This is a genomic window from Cytobacillus luteolus, from assembly GCF_017873715.1.
Classification (GTDB): domain Bacteria; phylum Bacillota; class Bacilli; order Bacillales; family Bacillaceae_L; genus Bacillus_BV; species Bacillus_BV luteola.
In genome coordinates this window covers 22536-43199 of record NZ_JAGGKM010000001.1, presented here as the reverse complement: position 1 = coordinate 43199, position 20664 = coordinate 22536, and the positions used below count along the sequence as shown (strand labels likewise).

At 36.8% G+C, this 20664-nt stretch carries 20 protein-coding genes; 1 reads left to right on the top strand and 19 read right to left on the bottom strand.

Annotation, left to right across the window (positions count from 1 at the left end):
• Nucleotides 1–11 precede the first annotated feature (11 nt).
• The 14 genes from J2Z26_RS00280 to J2Z26_RS00215 all read right to left on the bottom strand — a co-directional run bounded on the left by J2Z26_RS00280 (nt 12) and on the right by J2Z26_RS00215 (nt 16044).
• Nucleotides 12–836: a hypothetical protein gene (locus J2Z26_RS00280; RefSeq protein ID WP_193537640.1), complete on the bottom strand. Its 825-nt coding sequence runs from the start codon at nt 834–836 to the stop codon at nt 12–14.
• Nucleotides 823–1371 carry a sigma-70 family RNA polymerase sigma factor gene (locus tag J2Z26_RS00275; RefSeq protein WP_193537642.1) on the bottom strand — a complete coding sequence of 183 codons (549 nt, stop codon included), beginning with the start codon at nt 1369–1371 and terminating at the stop codon, nt 823–825. Before J2Z26_RS00275 ends, J2Z26_RS00280 begins: the two co-directional genes overlap by 14 nt.
• Nucleotides 1372–1573: 202 nt before the next feature.
• The gene (locus tag J2Z26_RS00270; protein ID WP_193537644.1) at nt 1574–2536 is read right to left on the bottom strand and encodes a tRNA dihydrouridine synthase; all 963 of its coding nucleotides are present in this window, start codon (nt 2534–2536) and stop codon (nt 1574–1576) included.
• 688 nt (nt 2537–3224) lie between these two features.
• The gene (locus J2Z26_RS00265; RefSeq protein ID WP_193537646.1) at nt 3225–4112 is read right to left on the bottom strand and encodes a phosphotransferase enzyme family protein; all 888 of its coding nucleotides are present in this window, start codon (nt 4110–4112) and stop codon (nt 3225–3227) included.
• A 198-nt stretch (nt 4113–4310) separates the two neighbouring features.
• Entirely contained in the window at nt 4311–4712 is a 402-nt protein-coding gene (locus J2Z26_RS00260) for a hypothetical protein (RefSeq protein ID WP_193537648.1), read from the bottom strand.
• 62 nt (nt 4713–4774) lie between these two features.
• Nucleotides 4775–5338: a DUF7010 family protein gene (locus J2Z26_RS00255; RefSeq protein WP_193537650.1), complete on the bottom strand. Its 564-nt coding sequence runs from the start codon at nt 5336–5338 to the stop codon at nt 4775–4777.
• A 280-nt stretch (nt 5339–5618) separates the two neighbouring features.
• Nucleotides 5619–7037 (bottom strand): tetratricopeptide repeat-containing diguanylate cyclase, encoded by a 1419-nt coding sequence (locus J2Z26_RS00250; RefSeq protein WP_193537652.1) that lies wholly within the window; start codon nt 7035–7037, stop codon nt 5619–5621.
• Nucleotides 7038–7857: 820 nt separating this feature from the next.
• Nucleotides 7858–8970, bottom strand: a complete 1113-nt coding sequence (locus tag J2Z26_RS00245) for an ABC transporter permease (RefSeq protein ID WP_193537654.1) — start codon at nt 8968–8970, stop codon at nt 7858–7860.
• Complete coding sequence (locus J2Z26_RS00240; protein ID WP_193537656.1) at nt 8967–10226, bottom strand: ABC transporter permease; 1260 nt, start codon at nt 10224–10226, stop codon at nt 8967–8969. Before J2Z26_RS00240 ends, J2Z26_RS00245 begins: the two co-directional genes overlap by 4 nt.
• A gap of 14 nt (nt 10227–10240) precedes the next feature.
• On the bottom strand, nt 10241–11173 hold the full coding sequence (locus J2Z26_RS00235; protein WP_193537658.1) for an ABC transporter ATP-binding protein: 933 nt from the start codon (nt 11171–11173) through the stop codon (nt 10241–10243).
• Nucleotides 11174–11332: 159 nt separating this feature from the next.
• Nucleotides 11333–11962 (bottom strand): response regulator transcription factor, encoded by a 630-nt coding sequence (locus tag J2Z26_RS00230; protein ID WP_193537660.1) that lies wholly within the window; start codon nt 11960–11962, stop codon nt 11333–11335.
• 22 nt (nt 11963–11984) lie between these two features.
• On the bottom strand, nt 11985–13055 hold the full coding sequence (locus J2Z26_RS00225; RefSeq protein WP_193537662.1) for a sensor histidine kinase: 1071 nt from the start codon (nt 13053–13055) through the stop codon (nt 11985–11987).
• A gap of 154 nt (nt 13056–13209) precedes the next feature.
• On the bottom strand, nt 13210–14733 hold the full coding sequence (locus J2Z26_RS00220) for a multicopper oxidase family protein (protein ID WP_193537663.1): 1524 nt from the start codon (nt 14731–14733) through the stop codon (nt 13210–13212).
• 102 nt (nt 14734–14835) lie between these two features.
• Entirely contained in the window at nt 14836–16044 is a 1209-nt protein-coding gene (locus J2Z26_RS00215) for an FAD-dependent oxidoreductase (RefSeq protein WP_193537665.1), read from the bottom strand.
• Nucleotides 16045–16177: 133 nt separating this feature from the next.
• Here J2Z26_RS00215 and J2Z26_RS00210 point away from each other — a divergent pair, with 133 nt between their 5' ends.
• Complete coding sequence (locus J2Z26_RS00210) at nt 16178–16642, top strand: MarR family winged helix-turn-helix transcriptional regulator (protein WP_193537667.1); 465 nt, start codon at nt 16178–16180, stop codon at nt 16640–16642.
• 297 nt (nt 16643–16939) lie between these two features.
• On the opposite strand, the gene J2Z26_RS22475 is transcribed toward J2Z26_RS00210, so the two are convergent.
• Genes J2Z26_RS22475 through J2Z26_RS00185 form a run of 5 tightly spaced genes read right to left on the bottom strand, consistent with a single transcriptional unit; the run spans nt 16940 to nt 20617 of the window.
• Complete coding sequence (locus J2Z26_RS22475; RefSeq protein WP_411797404.1) at nt 16940–17260, bottom strand: flavodoxin domain-containing protein; 321 nt, start codon at nt 17258–17260, stop codon at nt 16940–16942.
• A 33-nt stretch (nt 17261–17293) separates the two neighbouring features.
• Complete coding sequence (locus tag J2Z26_RS00200; RefSeq protein ID WP_193537669.1) at nt 17294–18406, bottom strand: hypothetical protein; 1113 nt, start codon at nt 18404–18406, stop codon at nt 17294–17296.
• Nucleotides 18393–19277, bottom strand: a complete 885-nt coding sequence (locus tag J2Z26_RS00195) for an ABC transporter ATP-binding protein (protein ID WP_193537671.1) — start codon at nt 19275–19277, stop codon at nt 18393–18395. The genes J2Z26_RS00200 and J2Z26_RS00195 overlap by 14 nt, the downstream gene beginning before the upstream one ends.
• The gene (locus J2Z26_RS00190; protein WP_193537672.1) at nt 19261–20076 is read right to left on the bottom strand and encodes a hypothetical protein; all 816 of its coding nucleotides are present in this window, start codon (nt 20074–20076) and stop codon (nt 19261–19263) included. Before J2Z26_RS00190 ends, J2Z26_RS00195 begins: the two co-directional genes overlap by 17 nt.
• Nucleotides 20048–20617 (bottom strand): RNA polymerase sigma factor, encoded by a 570-nt coding sequence (locus tag J2Z26_RS00185; RefSeq protein ID WP_319638068.1) that lies wholly within the window; start codon nt 20615–20617, stop codon nt 20048–20050. The genes J2Z26_RS00190 and J2Z26_RS00185 overlap by 29 nt, the downstream gene beginning before the upstream one ends.
• Nucleotides 20618–20664 lie beyond the last annotated feature (47 nt).

Below are 20664 nucleotides of genomic sequence, written 5' to 3'. Positions count from 1 at the left end.
CACGGAAGAGTTTATTGTTTTTGCTGTATGGCTATGGCTTGATTGTCAACTTTTTTGGCAAAATCAACTAGCTTATCACTAGTAAGTGCACTAGCTAAAATGTACAGCGTTTCATCTCGTTTCCATACCACGTAACTTGTCTGGTTGGTTTCATCTGTTTCACTAAATTGATAAGTAAGGACATCGGCTTTGATGCCATGAATATCTACATTCTCCTTAACAACAGGTCCAATACTTGAGCCTTCAAATGTAGGAAGATTCAATGGATTAGGAATAACAGCTAGAGTGACAGGTTCTTTATCGACTTCTCCAAACGCTGTAATTTCATATTGACCTTCACCAAATTTATCTACCTTAACGAATACTTCACCATTCTCTCGACTTAGTTCGGGTATTTGGAAGTTAATGTAGTTCTTGAGTTGATCTGTATATCCTGAAAAGGTCTTTACCTCAATGTTTTCAGAATTAAACGGACCTTTTTCTCCAAAACTGAATTGTGAACCTGATATTGTGTTTGGAATAGGTTTCTGGCTAGATACATCTTCGTATGTAGCTTGGTATATATATCCTAGTCCAGGTACTTTTGTTAATAGTTCAGCCATGGCTGGAGAAGCAAATCCAGAGCCTAAGATACCTGTAGTAAGGACTCCAGTTGCCGCCACTGCATATAGCCAGCCCCATTTCTTCTTAGTTCTTTCTTTCTTTGTCACTATCGCTCGCTCAGGCAATTTTGATAAAGCATCATCAATGCCGTTGCTGAAAAAAGATGGAACGTCCTTCGTTTTTTCCTTGTTTGCGAAACTTTTTATTTCTTCGTCCAATTTAAATTTGTTCATATCTAATACCCCCTACTTGAATGTTGTCTTCTAACAATTGTGCCAATTTTTTCCTTGCACGACTTAACCTAGATTTAACTGTTCCTTCGGGCTGTTCTATTATTTCAGATATTTCTTTAACAGATAAATCTTGAATATAAAAGAGAGTAATAACTATACGGTAATCCTTCTCTAATTTACTAATAGCTTCTTTTAGTTCAAAATTATCTTCTAAATTTGATTCATTCTGCGACTCTAGTATATCGATTGTATTCATAGGTATAATTTTATTTCGATTCTTCAGTAACCGGGTACATTCTCTTATTAATATCCTTGTAATCCATGTTTTAAAAAACTGTGGCTGTTTGAGCTGTTCAATGGACAAATATGCTTTTATAACAGCCTCTTGAGCAGCATCCAAACATTCATCTTCTGACCTCATGATGGAAGAAGCGATCCGATAAAGGTTCGGCTCTATCTCTTTAATGAGGCGACAAAACGCTTCCTTATCACCTTGCTGGGCTTTTATAACATCCAATTCAATCTGACTATCCACTACTTCACCCCCTACTCTGTTATCAAAAACTTTTAATTTTTTTAGGTTTTACATATATTAGAGGATTTTGAATCAACAATTGGTTCCCATTAGATAAACTTTTTTTATTTCCTTACTAGGAAAACACGGGGACGGTCCTAGTGTTTGCTTCGTTTAGCGAAACGAAAGAAACATGAGGACCGTCCCCATGTTTCTGTTTCTCCTAACATTCTTTTTGAAAGTTATCAAGCATTGCACGCACTTCATCTGTTGATTTCGTGTTCATCAATTGATTTCTTAATTCCGCCGCTCCAGGGAATCCTTTGACATATATTTTGAAAAAGCGATGAAGCCCTGTGATTGAACGTGGCAGTACTTCTGCATATTGATCTTGAAGATCAAGCTGTAGTCTTAAAAGATCAAGATATTCTTTACTGCTATGCTCTTTGGGCTCTTTTTCAAAAGCAAATGGATTTTTAAAAATACCTCTCCCAATCATAACACCATCAATACCATATTGTTCAGCAAGCTGAAGGCCAATTTGACGGTCAGGAATATCTCCATTAATTGTGAGCAGCGTATTAGGTGCGATACGGTCACGTAATTTTTTGATTTCCGGAATTAGCTCCCAATGCGCATCTACTTCGCTCATTTCCTTTCTAGTACGTAAATGAATAGAAAGGTTCGCAATATCCTGTTGTAAAATATGGGTAAGCCACGCCTCCCACTCGCTTACTTCCTTAAAGCCAAGTCGTGTTTTCACGCTGACAGGCAGTCCACCCGCTTTTGCTGCTTGAATAAGTTCTGCTGCCACATCTGGACGGAGAATAAGGCCACTTCCTTTCCCTCTTGATGCCACATTCGGTACAGGGCAGCCCATATTAATATCAATGCCTTTAAATCCTAGTTCTGCCATACCAATACTCATTTGACGGAAATTTTCGGGATTATCGCCCCAAATATGTGCCACCATTGGCTGTTCATCTTCTGTAAAAATCAATCGGCCACGCACACTTTTCATACCCTCTGGGTGACAATAACTATCCGAATTTGTAAACTCAGTGAAAAACACATCCGGACGACCGGCTTCAGCTACTACATGACGAAAAACAACATCTGTCACATCTTCCATTGGTGCAAGTACAAAAAATGGTCGTGGTAAATCACGCCAAAAATTATCTATCATATCAAACTCAAATCCTCTCACTATGGATACAATTCAAAAGATATACCCTATATCATGCTTACTAACTTATTATTAAACACAAATACGTTTGGCATTTATATTGTGAAAAACTAATGTAATAATCGCCAATGTTTATTTTAACGAAAATCGGCCCTGAATGGTATTTTTATATACAAAAACAATTGGTAAAAAAACAGGAAATATATGGGCTCCGTCCAAGACCATGTTCTCTTTTTTATAGAAAATTGCCTGCCCCCATCTCTTGTAAGAACCCTTTTTATTTAATGATAGTCAAGTAGCCTGAGCTACTTTCACCAAGATCTTTGAGTGGGAAGAAAAAAATAGGGGCGACTCCGGGACCAGTGAAAAAGAGCTTTGTATTCTGATATCAAAGTCTGAATGAGGCGTGTTTTCGGACTTCAACTCGAACAACCACAAAATCGAAGTCTGAAATGACCCTGGATTCGGACTTCAACTCGAACCACGGGTCTCGGACGATCGGAATCGCCCTTACTTACTGGTTACTTTTTTATGTTCGAAAGTCAAACAAACGTTTATTTGTTTTTTCCAACCCGTTGCCAGACTTGGGTTGAAGTCGATTCATCAAGCGTTTGATTAAGTTGGTTGTAGTGAAAATTATTGTTCATGTGCATACACGACAAGTGACAGGCACTTTATGATAATAGTGTTAAAAATCCGTCATACCTCCATAAGGTACGTCATGTGTAATTTTGTATTCTAAGTCATGGATAGTGTACCTTTGCCATTCCTCTAAGTTTTCCATATCCCACTTTTTATGGAACAGTTGATACAAAAATATTTCTCGTAATTTTAGAAAAGTAGGTATTTGCTTAATGACATCCTTATGAAGGTTATTTTCTTCTTGATATCCCAAAAAGAAATGCTCAAGAAATGTCTTAGAAAAAGTATCGGCCTCTCCATTGAAAGAGCTGTGCTGCCAGTACGCATGATAGAAAATGACCCCAATGTCTTGGGCAAACCAATTAAAAGAACATTCATCAAAATCAATGGTCACGAGTCTACCTTCCTTATTGATCATTACGTTCCCTTGATGAAAGTCATTATGAATTAGCCCAAAGGTATCTGGTGTACAAACATATGTATTTAAACTCTCCATTAATCTATCGTACTTCTCAGCCATCCAAGGACTCAGATTTTCTCTAATTCCAAAAACATCTGGGTTTTCAACAGTCCATACTGGACGATGTTTCTTATCTATCTCAAACTCTTTGGATAAAGAATGCATCTTCCCTAGAATTCTACCAAGTTGTTTAAATGTAGTTACATTCCAATGTGCTTTGTTCGTTACATCTATATGCTCACCACGAATATATTGAAAATACGCCCTTACTCTTCCTTCTTCTACTATTAAAGGCATGTGTGGCTTAGGAAGAGCCACCCCTCTTTCATACAAGAAATTCATCCACTCTAACTCTTGTAAAACCATATCCTCTGTTTTTCCTGATTCAGATATTCTCTCTACTATGTCTTCCCCTTCGATTAAAAAAACATCGTTGTGAAATCCTCCACTAAGCTTACTACGATTTCCTTCCAAGCCTTTACCTCCGTCCCCTAGGCACTCTCCTATTAAACTATGAGTCTATTATCCATTATTATAAACTAGCCTAGCAAAAGAATAGGAACATATAAAAAAAAGTGCCGGTCACTTGATAAGTAACAGACACTTTATTCTAATTCTCGTATCATCCTTTTAGAATCTAAAAGGATACTTTCTCCAATTCATATAATTAACTCATTTTCGCACTAACTCTTCTATATAATCATAGTCAATTGGATTATCTACTGATTTGTAGAAAAAACCTCTGTATCTTATTGTGTTATTTGAGTTAATGATTAACTCTTTAATAGTTTTGCCTTTTTTATCAATAATGGTTGTGTTAAAACTATAACCCATATACCCAAATGAAGACTTCCCTTTTTGAAAAGTTACTTCGTTAAGATTATTGATTATATGCTCTATCTTTTTTTCTTCAGTAATCTCCATTTCGTACCCTGTGTTCCCATCGAAAACTATTATCTTCGAAACGTTAGATGCCTCTATATTCACGACCTTGTGAGGGATGTATGTTAGTGCAAAAATCAAAACTAAAAGAATTGGAATGGCTATTATAATTATGCTTTTTTTCCGCTTCAAAACACCACTCCTTTCTACACACTCTTATTGTGACGGGCACTTTTTTTCAGAAATATCTTTATTTATCCTGCTATAGATGGTTCTGCTTGTATTTTTAGAGTTGCAACTTCCTTTCTAATTAACATGGCTGTAATAAAATAAACCAGCATTAGTGAGAAAGGAACTAGCGTAAGAGCAGATTCGATAAATAGTAATCCAACTAGTGTAGATACTAAAACAGTAACAATGGTTTGGAATAGCATGGCTTTACTATCATAGAGCCACATAAATGGTAGAAAGTGAGCCCCTGTTAACACGCCTACTACAAAAGGAACCCATTCATAGTGTTGAAATCCAACCATGATAAGCAATGGAGCAAAAAACAGTTGTAGTGCACCAAGTAATCCACCTAAAGTGGATAGTGGGTTATTTTTGGCGAAAAAATCAATCTTCAATACCTTAGAAACTAGTATCCCAACTGGGAAGAAAACACCAGTCGCTCCTAAATAAATATATGCATTTAATTCCTTCGGTAAAACAAAGCTTACCAATCCAAGGATCAACCAAATGAGCATACCACCGTAAAACATCGCAATTCCTTTATTCGTACTTAACGCATATTCTCTTTTTAAACTCTGTAAATCCATCTCCCTACCTCCATGATTCTATATTTGTAGTTATAAAAAACGGTAATAAAGGCTTGGTATTAATAACCATAATTTTATAAATATTAACAATAAAATACAATACATTTCCACATGTTTACCTATTAACATAGAATTCTGATAAACCCTTACTTTATGGGAACAAAAGGATGGTCCTAGTTATTGCTTCGTTTAGCGCACAACGAAAAGAACATGAGGACCATCTTCATGTTCTGCTTTCCAAACTATATTCTCTTGCCACAAAGAGTGCACCAGTTTCTATTTACACTTTATTCTCATACACAAAAATTTGATTTTTACCATTTTCCTTCGCCTGGTACAGGCTCTTGTCAGCTAAGAGAAAAAGATCTTTAAATTCTTTTACAAGTCCTTTTTGGTTGTTCGCTACACCCATGCTTGTTTTAATCGTTAGGGATTTACCTTGACTATCAATGTATAATTCCTCTAGAGCTTTCTTAATTTTTTCAGCTTTTTCCTTACTCGTTTCTATCGTTCCGCCATACAGAAGCATCACAAACTCATCTCCTCCGTAGCGACCAAACAGCTCATTGTCCTTCATTAAATTTTTACACACCGTACCTACTTGTTTAATGACTTCATCTCCACATAAATGACCGTACTTATCATTTATTGTTTTGAAATCATCCACATCAAATGCAATGCACACAACGTTTTCTTTTTCTTTATACGCTTTACGAAGCCATTCATTTGCCGTTGTTTCTAAGTAACTTCGGTTATAAACCCCTGACAGAAAGTCCGTATTGGCCTTCTGTTCCATTTCTTTAATATGATGTTTTACTTCAAGCTTAACTCCTTTTAATGAGAGTTCTCTTTTATTTAATTCATTTAATAGCGAAATATACTCTTTTTGAATATGATAGCCAAGTTGGATATCGCCCATTTCATCACAGATTTTACAACGTTTCTCTTGAATGGTTTTAAGCAAATTTAGATCTTGGTAGCTCTCTACAAGTTCTTTTGCAGAATTGTAGGATTCCATTGCTTCCTTCCAATTCTTTTGCTTCACATGCCAATTACCTCTCAAAATATAACTTTGAGACTTCTCTCTAATAAATGAATCTAATACTGGATGATTCGTAATCTCGTTAATGAGTGTATCAGCAACCTCTATCTCTCCAAGTCCAATATATGCATGAGCAATATTTAAACTAACACGAATTTCTAAAATAGGACTTTCTGGAGTATGTATCTTCGCCATTTCCAATCCTTTTTTAGCCATTTCTAAGGCTTCCTTGAAGTTTTCTTCCCGGATTAGCACATAACCTAAATTACTATATCCATTACTGATTATATTGTATTTCTTCAGCTTTTCTCCTAACGCAATACTTTTCGACAAGGTCTGTTTCGCATGCTCGTAATCTTTATTATAGTCATAAAGTAAAAAAAGCACGTTATAAAGCTGTAAATAGTCTGGTTCATCTCCTTGATTCCTACAAATCTCGCTATATGCTTCTATACTATTAAATGCTTCCTCTATGTCACCTATACAATAATATGAGGCTGCTAGATTTATATAACCCACTAACAAAGACTTATGGCTATTCACTTCCACACCTAGCTTAATCAAATCATAAGCAGCCTCAATCGTTTCTTTATATTTACCTTCTGCCCTAAGTAAAGTTACTTGCTGCTGAAGTATATGTACGTCTTTTTGCTCCATATGGCCCTACCCCATTCATATCTAAGATGATTGTGTAATGTTTACTATGGCTTAGTATAATTATATCTACTATTATTATATAACATTTATTGGTAGTAGGTTGTATTGAAATTGAGATGTATATAATGTTGACCAATAATTATCTTTTTAGTACACACTCATTCACTGTAGTTTTCAGCTTATTACATAATTCGAACCCTTTTTATTTATGAGCGGCCAACTGAATTACTCTCTTTATCTATCATTAATGGTCTATTTTTCATTTTATTTTAATAATGTTAAAACAGGAAAATAGACTGATGAGGAAAGGCTTAGGGTGAAAAAAATAGGAAAAGAGGGAGTGTAATGCTTAATATGTACACGATATTTGCAAGTAGAGTGCTCTTCCTTCAGGTTTTAACAAATTTATTTACAGGGTTTATTGTTTGCGACATCTTCCGCCCATTCATATGATTCAAATGGCAATTGCCCTTATATTTGCGATTTTGCTTTTAAAAGTTAAGTGGAAGTGGATGCCGGTAATTGGGGTTGTTTATGGATTAGCCTTTACTAGTTTAACGGCCCATCATTGTTTATTTCTATGTTTCGAAATATTGATCCTGAATATAATGCGATGCTTGAGGCATGTAATCCCTTTATCGGGGTAAGTTTTTTATCAGCGCTTAACTGTACTTCCGAAATAGTTGGCCCCCACCATGGAGGCATAAAAATGATAAGAACATGTGAACGATTCCAGAGGGTCAATTTATTAAAAAACCTGCGAAATCGTCACCATGTTTACCTTCAGTTCTTATAAATTAAAATACTTACTTTTCACTCATTACGCATTCCTTCGTTCCATCACATTAATCCCAATCCCCATTAACACAACACCCATTAAGGTCATAATACTCATTGGATACATCAATTCACTTATTGACTCACCGTAGATTGTCGCACCTTTTAACCCTTCCATCGCATGTTTAATTGGGACAAAATCAGATATCATTAACAAAAAGTCGGACGAGACTATCTCCAATGGCCAGTAGGCACCACCTAGCATCGACATACTGACCGAAACAAGAGAGATGATCGCATTAAATTGCTGTGTGCTTTTAACAATACTTACTAAAAACATCGTTAAGGCTACGATGGAAAAAACATATGGAACTAGGACGAGTAACGTTTTTCCAAATCCTCCATAAAAGTTAGCATCTAGTACATAACGGAAAACGAAAAAGATTAAGGCAACTTGAAAGTATCCCATCAGGAAGCTATATGTTAGGTTCCCTGCATACATTTGCCACTTCTTAAGAGGCGATAAAATCATCCGGTCCCATACGCCCAAAGTTCTTTCCTGTAAAATATGGTGAACATTATAGGATATCGTGTAAATAACGAAAAAGAGTGTAAAACCGAAAATCGTCTGCATTTGGTTATCAATGATTACTGATTCATCTCCACGGAAAGAAGCAGTCTCTACCTGAAACAATGGATTTTCCTCTCGTTCCTTTAATTCACTTACTAGTCCTTCCTTATCAATATCCGGGGATGCTGACGCAGCCTCGTCGATCCTTTTTTCCAATAAGAGGTTGCCATAGACAGATTGAAAATAGCTTTCTAGTAAATGTAGATTCTTTGTTTCAGCTGCAATGAAAATTGTATACGAATCCTCATTAACCTTCACACTTGCTTCCACATCGCCTTCACTCACCATTTCCTTTGCTTCTTCTTCGGTTACGATCGCAAATTCAAATGCCTCAGATTGGGTTAACTCCTCCCAAAGTGCCGTTTCTTCAATATTCTTGATATCCGTAAAAATGGGTGCATGAATCGTTTTATAATTTGTACTACCTAATAGTATTGCAAAGAGAATACTCATCACTGTCATGCCAATCATAAGCATTGGCTTTCTACTAAATAATTGAAACTTCGCCCTTAGAATGCTTATCATATGGCATCACCTCTTTTTGGAAAACTAACAACTGCCACTGTCATCATAATCAAACCAAATACCAGCAAAAAGAGAATATGGTTGTAAATACTTGAAAGCTCTGCTCCCTGTAACAACTGTAGCAACGAACTCATTCCTGCACCATTTGGGGTGAGATTCCCCAAAAACCCTATTACTGAGGATGAATCGCCAATTGGAGTAAAGCTTCCACCTAAAAATGCGAATATAGCGACCATGACATTCCCGAAAAAACTAGAAACAGCTTCTGAATTGATTCTGAAATTTAGCGAGGTTAATAGCGTTGCTAAACCACCAATCGCAAAGCAGAGTGATAAATTGACAACTATGAACCCTAGAATGTCTTCCCATACCACATCAAACACTAGAGATGTTACGCCATATAGAATGATTTGTTGTATAAATGCAATGAGCATGACCGAGAAGAAAACACCTGTAAGATACGACCATCTAGAAGTATTGGATAATATAATTCGATTAAATACATGAAGTTGCTTTTCTCGATAGGCAAAAGAGCTACTATTTGATGCAATAAACATAATAAACATCACACTCATACCTACTGTATAATATTGCACGGAGTTAATAGGATCCCGCTTCGAAACAGTTTCAACTGCCCCAAATGCCTTGCTGTCTACAGCTTCTAGCAGAATACCCGCTTTCCCAATGACAGTCATAGTAGAAAGCTGCTTTTGAAAATGAAGTAGAACATCCTCCACTATATTTGTAGAAATCACCTTCCCTTCATTTTTATATAACGTAATTGAAGTGGAAGCTGGCTCTTCAAGTAAAACAGAAGAAAGGATATCCAACGTGAAATTTTCTGGTATTTCAATGACTGCAGCATAACTTTCATCATTCAAAACAGCATCAATCTGGTCCTGGTTTATCTTTTCAAGCTGAACAATTTCTTTTAGCTCTTTATTTCCAAACACCTCGTTTACCAGTATTTGAATTGGCTTAAGCTGATCTGCCCCTTGAGATAAACTTTCTACTGCCTCCACTGGTAGACTTTTTGCTTTTACCTTTTCCATAAAAGCTTCTATATCCTTAGTCTCATCGCTATGGTCAATGAATGCTACCTTAGCTGAAATTGGAGGTGCATCTTTCCCCATCACACCCCCTAAGGCAAAACCAAGAATCGTAATCAGCAAAAGTGGCATCAGAAGTAATACCATTAGTTCTTGGGGGTTTCGAAGCAATACTACTAAATCTTTCTTAATAAAAGGAATAATCATCTGCTCACCACCTACTAATCTCTTAGAGCCCTTCCTGTTAGATGCAGGAAAACGTCCTCTAGTGTCGGAGCTTTAACATCAACTGAAATCAAAGTTGTATTGGTTTCTTCGGCAACCTGTGAAATTTTCTTAAACAGGTTGTACTCCTTAGGAACTATGATTGTTACGTGATGATCCTGTGTTTTTACTTGACGAATCGTAGCGTCTGATTGAAGTTGTTTGATAAACTCCTCTTTTACTCTCTCAACTTTTATTGAAATTGTATTTTCGGAGGAAAGAATGTTCTTTAATTCTTCCTTTGTACCAGATGCGATAATATGACCTTTATCCATAATATAAATTCGGTCACATAAAAACTCGACTTCCTCCATGTAATGGCTGGTATACAATACAGTCATCCCTCTCTCCTGGTTGAGGCGCTTTACGGTTTCTAATATATAATTTCGAGATTGTGGGTCAATTCCCACAGTCGGTTCATCCATGATGATGATTTCAGGATTATGCAGCAAAGCCACTCCAATATTAAGCCTTCTTTTCATACCACCAGAAAAGGTTTTGACAAGATCCTTTCGACGTTCAGTCAGTCCAACTTGTTCCAACACCTCATCGATTCTTTTTTTCAATTCAGCACCTTTTAAACGATAAATCTCGCCGAAGAAACGCAAATTCTCTTCTGCTGATAAATCTGTATAAAGTGCAATTTCTTGCGGAACAACCCCTAAAATTTTACGGATGTTCCGTGGATTTTTAATTGCACTCTCATTTAGGAGTCTTACATCACCTGACGTTGGAACAACGAGTGAAGATAGCATGGAGATTGTAGTTGATTTTCCTGCCCCATTCGGACCAAGAAGCCCCACAATCTCTCCCTTTTCCAAGAACATATTAACACCCTGCGTTGCATAGTTTTGTTTATATTTTTTCGATAAATTGGTTACCTCTAACATACCGTCCCCTCCTTTATAGTTTCATGATAGCTATTTTGATTTGAGAGCAACACTATCTGATGTCACTTGTTGATGTATAAAAACATGACCTAAGTCATTTTTAAAAAGAAAAAGGGCTATCCATAAGGCCCATTTAGACCCTTGGACACCCGTTGAATGTCAGGTAATATCATTTTTTACAGCAAAAATGGCAAGCTGCGTGCGATCCCGAAGCTCTAACTTATGTAAAACTTGTGTTATATGGTTTTTAACCGTTCCAACTGATAAAAATAATTCGTCTGCGATTTCTTTATTAGTTTTCCCTTCGCCTATTAATCTTGTAATATCTAGCTCTCGAGAGGATAAAGGAATATCAAGTTTTTTCTCTACCCTATGTAATAATCGGGGCATTACCTTAGCCATAACCTCTTCATGGATTGGCAAGCCTCCATGCAAGCAACTATGGACTGCATTAAGTAAGACATCCTTATCTGAGGTCTTTAATAGAAATGCATTTGCACCATCTTTCAAAGCCTGTATTGCATACTCATCATCATTAAATGTGGTTAGGATCAAAATTTTCACAAGAGGCCATCGTTTCTTTATTTTTCTTGTCGCTTCAAGTCCGTTCATGACAGGCATCCGTATATCCATTAACACAACATCAATGACGTGAGACTCCATCTTCTTAATAGCCTCTTCTCCATTTTCCGCCTCGGCAACTACCTTGATTTGGTTATCCTGTTCTAGCATAAGCTTTAAACCTTGCCTAACAATGGACTGGTCTTCTACAATTAACACATTCCACATACAGTTATCCTCCTTTCCATTTCTATGGAATCATCCCTTTTATGATAAATTGTTCATCCGTTTGATAGACTGTTAGAGTACCTTTTAGCTCTTCCACACGCTTTCTCATATTTTGTAATCCGAAGCCTTCCTGAAATGGTTCCTTTTTATAGATTCGGTTCGCAATTACAAACTCGATATTTCCATTTGCCGTTTTACCAAGGACAACCTGTACTTCGCGTGAGTGAGCATGACGCATCGCATTTGTTAACCCTTCTTGTATAACTCGGTATAGCACAACACTTTGTTCGTTGGTGAGTCTGTCTGAAAGAATTCCTTGCTTTGTAGTAAAGTGAACCATGATATGACTTTCAGCCTCTAGCTTTTTAATGAGCTGCAATATCGTAGCAATACCCTCATATTCCTTGTCCTTTAATGTTCTAACAGCAAATCGAGTTTCTTCTAAACTATCCTTTGCTATCTCCTTGAGTTCTTGATAGTTTTCAGCACCATTTTGAATAGAGAGAATTTCTAGTTGCATGAGTAACGCCGTTAGCTTATGTCCAACAGAATCATGAATGTCTCTTGCAATCTTCGTCCGTTCCTGATAGCGTGCTTCCTCCTCGGTTACAAGCGCAAGTCTCTTTACCTTTCTATATTCACCCAGCAATTCTTCATACAAGTCCCGCTGCTCTTGTTTCTTCGTCCACAACGCATTTAACTGTATGGCCAAAAAATAGAATAATAGAAAATAGCAAAAAGCAGAGAGCTTAATAACATTTATCAAAAAGAATAAAAATAAGCAGGCTACAGATATCATTACGAGTATTTTAAAATAGGCACTATCCAGTTGTTGAGAGGCTAATAGAGCAGTATATAGTAATAGTAATAAAATGTAAGGATTATCTGCTTCTGCAACTCCAAGGATCAATAACAGTCCTGAAATGACACTAAATAAATAAAACGGTTTTTGAGCTACTTTTAGGAAAAAGTACAATGTCATAACTACTGCACAAATCATGATTGAATATGGAGACAGATTTGTCTCTTCATAACCAAAATACAAGCCCCAAAATAGCATTAAACCTATTGTTTGGATAATAAATTGTTTCATCTTAACCTCACATTTTTCACGTTAGATCTTACTTTTATGTAGATTATAACACTTTATACCAATTTCACCCATGAATCATTTCTATTAAAATCAAAGACGGCCCTAGTATATGCTTTGTTTAGAAACATGAGGGCCGTCCCAAAGTTTAAGTTAATTAATGTCTATGCCTATCGTGTCCTTTTAACTCTCTCGATGGATTTGCTCCAGGTTCTACGACTAAAAACTGCCCCATCATCCCCATGTCTTCGTGTAATAAGATATGACAGTGGTACATGTAAGGATAGTTTGCATCTGAATAGGTTTCGAAACGTGCAATCAGCTTTACCTTGCTGTTTGGAGCCAGGTAAACTGTGTCTTTCAATCCTCTCATATGGGCAGGTGCTTTTTCGCCATTCACTTCTAGGACTTCAAAGTGAATACCATGGACATGGAAGTTATGATACATTTCTTCTCTTGGGTTGGACACTTCCCATATCTCAGTTGAACCTGCTGTAATAACATGATCCACTCTATTCATGTCCATTTCTTGTCCATTGATTCGATCATAGCCGTTTAGCTCAAAGTACCGAGTTTCTACAACTTCGTCTTTGTTTGGAAGTTTAATAGTGGCTAATTTTTCTGGTAGGTCAGGTAGCTGTGTCAGCTTTTGATTTGCTCTGATTTCAAGAATATCAAATTCATCGTCTCCGCCATTGTATCTTTCTCCCCAAAATGGAGCTCCAAGGTTCGGATCTTTACTTTGAAGAATTACTGTTTCTCCAGGTACTACCTCTACTACAATTTCTGCTCTTTCTCCTGGAGATAGCATCAGCTCTTCCAACTCTACCGGAGATTCTAGCAAACCTGAATCAGTCGCTATCATATGAAAGCTGCGGTTATCATCCAAACTAAAATTATACACACGTGCAGTTGATGCATTGAGAACCCTGAACCTAACAAGGTTTGTAGTGGCTTCAAAATAAGGGCTGTGTGTACCATTAACTAGAATTTCATCACCCAATATGCCCACATTACTGAACATTTTACTGCCTGTAGACAAGCTTCCATCATTGTTGAAATTTTTATCCTGGATAATGAGAGGTATATCATTTACTCCATATTCCTTTGGAAGCTCAAGGCTCTTAGAATTTTCATCATCAACAATAAACATTCCAGCTGCTCCGCGGTAAACGTGATCTTCTGTCTCACCGTGAAGGTGCGGATGGAACCAGGTCGTAGACGCAGGCTGATTTACCTTCCATTGTGGTGACCATGTCTCCCCAGGATAAATCATTTGATGTGGCCCACCGTCCATTTCAGATGGAAGTAGCATTCCATGCCAGTGCAACGTTGTTTTTTCTCCAACTTTATTAGTCACATTTACTACTACGCTATCTCCATTTGAAGCTCTGATGGTTGGAGATAAATAAGGGTCATTCAATCCCCATGTTTCAGTCAATTTTCCTTTTAAAAACTCGACTTCACCTTGATTAAATGTCAAATCAAATACTTTTCTTCCTTCACTGTCTAATTCAAATTCCAGCAATTCGGGGATCTTTAACGAATTTTCAAAAGTGATTTCCCCAACAGTAGATGTTTTGGAAGCAGCTAGTGACCATATGACAAAACCTACAGCTCCCCCTATTATTACCAAGATTGTAATCACGATATATATAATAATTTTTTTTACGATTGACATCTTTTGTCCCCCTTCGTTTCGCTCTTGTACTTGTACTAGGATAATATTTTTTGTGTTTTATAGTAACGAACGCAAGTGGTAATTTCTCATAAGACTTGAGGCTTAATCTTTTCTTTTCCATTTAATTTCATAGCCGTGAATCCACTCCTGGCCTTTCCCTGCAAAAATCGGAAGAAGGATTGATAAGAATCTGTCCCTGAACCAGCAGGCAACCTTGCTAAGTTCCTTCTTCCCACTTCCGTTTCTTCTTGCCGTTTTAATGATTTTTTCGGCACGTTCTTTCCGATCATCTTCAAAGCATTTGAAAATACTTTCAATTGGAATATCCAACTCCATGAGCAACTTTGCAAGGTACATGCTATCCTCAAGTGCAACTGATGCTCCCTGTCCTGCGTGGGGACTCATAGCATGGGCAGCATCACCGATTAAAACAACTCTATTTCTTGACCAGTTTGGAAGTCTGTCTATGTCGTGAATATTACTTTTAAAAATGAAGGGAGATTTCTTAATAATGTTTTCAATCGGAGAATGCCAATTTTTATGAAGCTCAAGCAGTTCTTTTCTGATGTCTTCTGTTCCTAGTGCCCGAAGTTGTTTTTTAGATAATTCCCTAGGTTCAGGTATATTGCTCCACCACATCACTTCTTCTCCTGGCCCTTTATTGCATAAGCAATATCCGAAGAAGCCTTTCCTCCCGAAGGTTAAATAAGTAGGAGATTCGTAAAGTGATAGATTTTTTTCAAGTGCTTCAATGGGAGCGAATCCACCAACATTCTGAAGACCGGTGTATACAGGCTTCGGCCCATTTTCTACAATATACTCCCTCGTTCTGGAATAGACTCCGTCTGCCCCGATAAGAAAAGATCCATGAGCTTCTGTTCCGTCCTCGAATACAGCTGTCACTCCTGATTCGCTTTCTACTACTCTATTTAATCGTTTATTGTAATTGATAACTACTTCCTTTCTCCTCACCTCTTCAACAAGGATCTCGTGAAAGGTGCTTCTGGCTATATTAACTGCCGGTATACCATATTTCTCCCCGCCATTTTGTTTCACATGTGCTAGGACTTTACCTTTTTCGTTTAGAAAACACATTTCTGAGCTTGCCACACCTTTTTTTAAAACAACATCCGCCAAGCCAAGCTCTGCCAATACCTTCATTCCGTTCGGCGCAATCTGAAAACCTCCGCCAATATCTGATCTCTCTTCATATCCTTCAAAAATTTCTGTCTCTATGTTCAATCGATTCAAAAACAATGCCATAGATGCGCCAGCAATCCCGCCTCCAATAATGATAGCCTTCTTGTGCATAATCTCTCTCCCTTTCATGAATATACTCTTTGTTTTAAAATTGATATAATATAAAAATAACTTAGAAAGTAATTATCTTACCTAATTAAATATCTTAGTTAACTAAGATAAATAATAGAGGAGGTTTTTTAGCATGTCAAGGGATGGTTTTAAAGAATCTAGTCAAATTCATGAAGCACTAGGGATAAAAATGCAAGAAATGAGCACCGCTACCGTTCTTTATCATCAAAGAATTGCTCAATATTTGGGTTTGAACCCTACAGATCATAAATGCCTCGACTTCATAATGAAAAATGAATATATGACTGCAGGGGACCTTGCACAATTAACTGGTCTTACAACAGGTGCGGTTACAGGAGTAATTGATCGGCTTGAATCGAAGGAACTAGCGCGCAGGGAAAAAGATCCGAACGACCGTAGAAAGATAGTTGTTGTAGCTAACAAAGAAAAAGCATTTAAAGAAGTTGGGCCTTTATTTTCCTCACTTGGAGCCTCAATGGACAATCTGTACAAGGAATATTCGGAAAGAGAACTTCAAACGATTCTGGATTTTGTTACAAAGAGCGTGGAAATCGTACAAAATGAACTGAAAAAATAATATAAATAGCATCTACCCACTTTGGATAGATGCTTATTTCACTTAGAGTAATTACAACTAATGGATGACATTACAGGCAGATAGTAGAATGGGTGAATTATTGAAATACTTAACTACTTCAATCAAATACTTAACTATTATGCTTAAATACTTAATAGAAACGATAGAATACTTAATTTTTTGAACTAAATACTTAACTTATTGATTAAAATACTTAATTTCCATAAATTACTCCCAGGTTATACAGCTAATAATTCCCCTTCCGTACAAACCACCTTATCACATATTATTGATAAATTAAATTGATACAGTAACAGCCTTTGTTCTTACTAATAGCTGCTTGAACTCCTGACTAAACAAATTGCACCGCGCAATGTCTTCCTCAGTGTCGGGTTCTAAGTGTATCTTCAAATTTTGTGAAACAATTGTTGCACCTCTTTCTTTTACCTTATCATGAAATAGATCAACTGCTCCACAAAACTGAGTAAACGACCGATCACCTGATCCAAAGCAGCAGATCACTTTCTCACTATAATCTACACGGTTTAGCTTTTTATAAAATACATCACAGTCATAGTGAAGTGTGCCTCTCCCCCATGTAAACGCTCCGATTAGGATAACTTCATATTGGTATTTGCTTAAAATGTGTCTCTACGACGACAATTCCCTCTTGTTAATAATTCTTAAAATCGCCAACACACAAACCGTCCCTAAAAGAACCATAATAATACAAGCCGCAACTGGGTATAAAATTGGATATCCGAAAACATCAATTGCTTTGAAATCATTAAATAAGAACTCTACCCTTGAAACTTGAAGATAAGAAAATGATAAGATCGTTTGTAAGCTTTCTACAATTCTCAAAAATTCTGGTGCAATAAATATAGCTGCACTTAGAAAGAACGTTATCAACGCATTTTTACAGAAAGATGAAATTAGGACAATTAATAGTGCAAATGACAGTCCAGCTAGAAGATGGATGCCTAGTTGGATCAAGTGATATTCAAACATCGTGAACGCATATGGGGAATCCGCATAAGCTGGGTCCATATAAAGGGTATAAAATTGAATCGGTGTTTCCCAGCCTCCCTTGCCGTGGAGGATGTAATTAAGGATGAAGTTAAAACTTTCCCAACCTACGACAACAAGGAAAGTGTAAATGAGTGCTGCCCAAATTTTCGCCAAAGCTAATGGTTTTCGTCCTTTTTTTGAACTAAATAGATAGTTATCCATTCCAGTAGCATATTCCCTAGAGTAGATTGGAGCAAGTCCAATGAGCAACATAACCCCGAGGACTAAAAACGACCCAAATTGGACAAAGGCTACGGTTTGAGAAGGCCCTGTATGATGAACAAAGTCATCTACACGAATTTCCTCAATCATTTTCATTTCCATTTCAGCTGAGTTCGTGTTCTTTGTTTTTAATTCATTTAGCCTTCTTTCATTTTCCTTCTCCACATGCTCCGATAAGATAATCTTTTGATACATCCAGAGTTGCATTGTCTCCAGATCTGAAAAAATGACCTCCTCATCGCCGCTAACACGTTGCTCCTCCTTCTTCACTAAGGCTGCATACTCATTCTTTGCTTGTACGAGTACTTCCTCTGTAAGTGGACCTTCCCATTGTTGATATATCTCTCTTTCTACTTTTGATTCATATGGATAATTTAATGATAAATACGACATCCCCAACATTATGATAAATGTTACCCATGCGCTGGTTTGCTTAAATATTTTATAAAGCTCAAATTTAAGTAGCTGCACGATTTATATTCTCCTCGTCGAAATAATGCAAATATAAGTCTTCTAGATTAGGTACCTCTTGCTTTGCTGATTCATGTGGTATTGAGTTACTTAAAATTCGTAGTTGAAATTTATCTTGAACACGATTAATATTTCCGACCTTATAGTTACTTTGAAAGTGAACAATTTCTTCTTCTGTTACTAAAACTGACCATACCTTGTCTTCAATACCCTTTAGTAATTTTTGTGGTGTTTCTTGTGAAATCAGTTTTCCGTCTTTAAGCACCAAAATTTCCTTTGCAATAAACTCAATATCCGAAACAATGTGTGTTGATAATAATACAATCCGATCCTTCGATATTTTTGATAAAAGATTTCGAAAGCGAATCCTTTCCTTTGGGTCAAGGCCTGCTGTAGGTTCATCAACAATTAGTATTTTAGGATCATTCAGCAATGCCTGTGCAATGCCGATCCGTCGCTTCATTCCACCTGAAAATTTTCCTACTTTTCCTTTCCTGTCATTACTTAAGCCAACTAACTCTAATACTTCCTTTACCTTGTCATCTGTCTCTTCTTTACTTAGGCCTTTTAAAGCAGAAATATATTTTAATAGCTTTTCTGCGGTAAAATTTTTATAAAGTCCTACCTGCTGTGGTAAATAGCCAATTAATTCCCGGTATTGATGATCCATTTTATTAATATCTTGACCATTTAAATAAATCGTTCCCGATGATGGTTTCATTACACTAGCAAGGATTCGCATCAATGTTGTTTTTCCAGAACCATTCGAACCAAGGATACCGTATACACCTGTAGTTAACTCAACTGTTACTTCATCAAGTGCTTTCTTTTGTCCGAAGCTTTTTGATAGATTATCAATGGTTAAATTCATGCGAAATTCCCCTTCTATAAATCGTTTTTATCTGGAACACAATGGCTGCAGCTGCCATGACTGTAATTATCATATAAAAGATCTTCGGGACACTTTCCAGGATAAATATTCTGCTTAAAAAGTTCCCCATAACGATCCAGAGGATAAGCGCTATTGTGACCGTATAGGTCTTCCTAAATCTAGTTGCGATAGCAAGTGCAATAGAGGTAATAACTGTAAATGGCGCGATCCAATAAAGCATCAATTCCCACACAAGTACATCCCGAATGACTAACGAAATTATGAAGGTTATTACAATATTAATCAGTAAGTTGAATGCTCCAACGACAACCATTTTAGATAGGATTACTTCCTGTAAATTATATTTAAAAGACAATTCCAATTCAGACATACCAGCATTTCGACTTTTCAAAACTTCGATTAACCCCGTTAAGGTAGGAATCGGAGCGAGAAAAAAGATAACTGTATATGGGTTTTGTTTCGTTAAAAACACTGCAGTAAGTGCAATCATAATAAACACCATATTTGCTATCCAAAAAAGTGTACTCATGTAATACACTTCAGTTAAAGCTTGCTTCGCGATTGAGGATGTACGTGTTACAAAGGTTTCCCATTTATTGATTTTTGTTGGCACATAAGGTCTTAGTGTATCAATCGTCTTCATAAATTCTGCCTCATTTGGATACTCAACATCATAATCATCTAATTCGTATTCAAACTTATTCAATAACTCCTGAAGCTCTTCATCTAAATCCTCATCAAGCTCCCACTCATTTTTTTCGGTCCTGTGCTTGTTCATCGTCTCCACCCCTTCCTAAAAGTTTAGTTAATTTATCAAGTCCCTGTCTCAATCTCGATTTCACTGTTGGAACACTGGTATTCGATACGACCGCAATCTCTTTTATTTTCATGCTGTGAAAATACTTGAGGATAAGCACTTCCCTCTGATACTCTGGAAGACTATGAATAGCATTCCTTACCCGCTCCCTTGTTTCCTTTCGCTCAAAAATATAAGGTACACTCTTCTCCTTACTTTCCAACGATTCAGGCAGCTCAGTGTGAAGTAAATTGTTCCGATATTGAGCACTTCCCCAATAATCCCGACAATGATTAACTGCAATGGTGTAGAGCCAGTTTTTGAAAGTTCCTCTATGGGAATAGGATGAAATTCGTTGGATAACCTTAATAAATATTTCTTGAGTAAGGTCATATGCATTTTCCTTATTTCCTACTTTCCGGTACACAAATGCATAGATTGACTTGTAATACTTCCTCGTCAACACTTCCATTGCGGCTTCACTTCCATTATTTATTTCTTTAATTAACTGTTGGTCATCCACACTTCCCACCTCACTCCCGTTAAAAGATTAAACTTGATTGGTTAAGT

Coding starts and splice junctions, on each gene's coding strand:
- J2Z26_RS00270 (WP_193537644.1), bottom strand. CDS start 2,536: ATGATAGATAATTTTTGGCGTGATTTACCACGACCATTTTTTGTACTT.
- J2Z26_RS00250 (WP_193537652.1), bottom strand. CDS start 7,037: ATGGAGCAAAAAGACGTACATATACTTCAGCAGCAAGTAACTTTACTT.
- J2Z26_RS00210 (WP_193537667.1), top strand. CDS start 16,178: ATGTCAAGGGATGGTTTTAAAGAATCTAGTCAAATTCATGAAGCACTA.
- J2Z26_RS00225 (WP_193537662.1), bottom strand. CDS start 13,055: ATGAAACAATTTATTATCCAAACAATAGGTTTAATGCTATTTTGGGGC.
- J2Z26_RS00190 (WP_193537672.1), bottom strand. CDS start 20,076: ATGAACAAGCACAGGACCGAAAAAAATGAGTGGGAGCTTGATGAGGAT.
- J2Z26_RS00215 (WP_193537665.1), bottom strand. CDS start 16,044: ATGCACAAGAAGGCTATCATTATTGGAGGCGGGATTGCTGGCGCATCT.
- J2Z26_RS00235 (WP_193537658.1), bottom strand. CDS start 11,173: ATGTTAGAGGTAACCAATTTATCGAAAAAATATAAACAAAACTATGCA.
- J2Z26_RS00195 (WP_193537671.1), bottom strand. CDS start 19,277: ATGAATTTAACCATTGATAATCTATCAAAAAGCTTCGGACAAAAGAAA.
- J2Z26_RS00280 (WP_193537640.1), bottom strand. CDS start 836: ATGAACAAATTTAAATTGGACGAAGAAATAAAAAGTTTCGCAAACAAG.
- J2Z26_RS00255 (WP_193537650.1), bottom strand. CDS start 5,338: ATGGATTTACAGAGTTTAAAAAGAGAATATGCGTTAAGTACGAATAAA.
- J2Z26_RS00240 (WP_193537656.1), bottom strand. CDS start 10,226: ATGATTATTCCTTTTATTAAGAAAGATTTAGTAGTATTGCTTCGAAAC.
- J2Z26_RS00230 (WP_193537660.1), bottom strand. CDS start 11,962: ATGTGGAATGTGTTAATTGTAGAAGACCAGTCCATTGTTAGGCAAGGT.
- J2Z26_RS00245 (WP_193537654.1), bottom strand. CDS start 8,970: ATGATAAGCATTCTAAGGGCGAAGTTTCAATTATTTAGTAGAAAGCCA.
- J2Z26_RS00220 (WP_193537663.1), bottom strand. CDS start 14,733: ATGTCAATCGTAAAAAAAATTATTATATATATCGTGATTACAATCTTG.